Source organism: Paenibacillus periandrae (genome assembly GCF_022458865.1).
Taxonomy (GTDB): Bacteria; Bacillota; Bacilli; order Paenibacillales; family NBRC-103111; genus Paenibacillus_S; species Paenibacillus_S periandrae.
Map to the genome: position 1 here is coordinate 1 of NZ_JAJNMU010000135.1, position 434 is coordinate 434.

General features: G+C 50.2%; 1 protein-coding gene. It reads right to left on the reverse strand.

The annotated features are described in order from the left end of the window. Window positions 1-434 (reverse strand): IS110 family transposase (locus tag LRL21_RS44935; protein WP_240422223.1); only part of this gene is annotated, 434 nt, incomplete at both ends.

Below are 434 nucleotides of genomic sequence, written 5' to 3' on the forward strand. Positions count from 1 at the left end.
GTCCAGTCGATCCAACTGCTCCTGAAAAGGGTCTAGCCGTTTGGCTACCTCCGTATCCAGATCCACGATTTGTTCATTAAGAAAATCGATGTGAGTCAGCATCGCTTTTAACATGAGACGTTGATGGTCGCTCATGTTACCGCGAAGCGCTAATTCCAATTCTTCTTTCTTGCGCTTCAAGGTTCGACGTGCGAAGCCGGCAAGCTTTTCCGAGTCGGTTTCACCCTCGACCATGGCTTCCAACATATCCCGACTGGAAAGCCCCATGATGTCGGACACGACGGAATCGAGCTTAATGTTGGCGCCATCGAGCACTTTCTGAATGCGGTTATGCTCACGAGCACGTTCCTGAATTAAACTTCGGCGATACCGAACCAATTCCCGCAGTTCACGCTGAATGCGATCTGGAATGTAACTGGCTTTGAGGAGCCCAT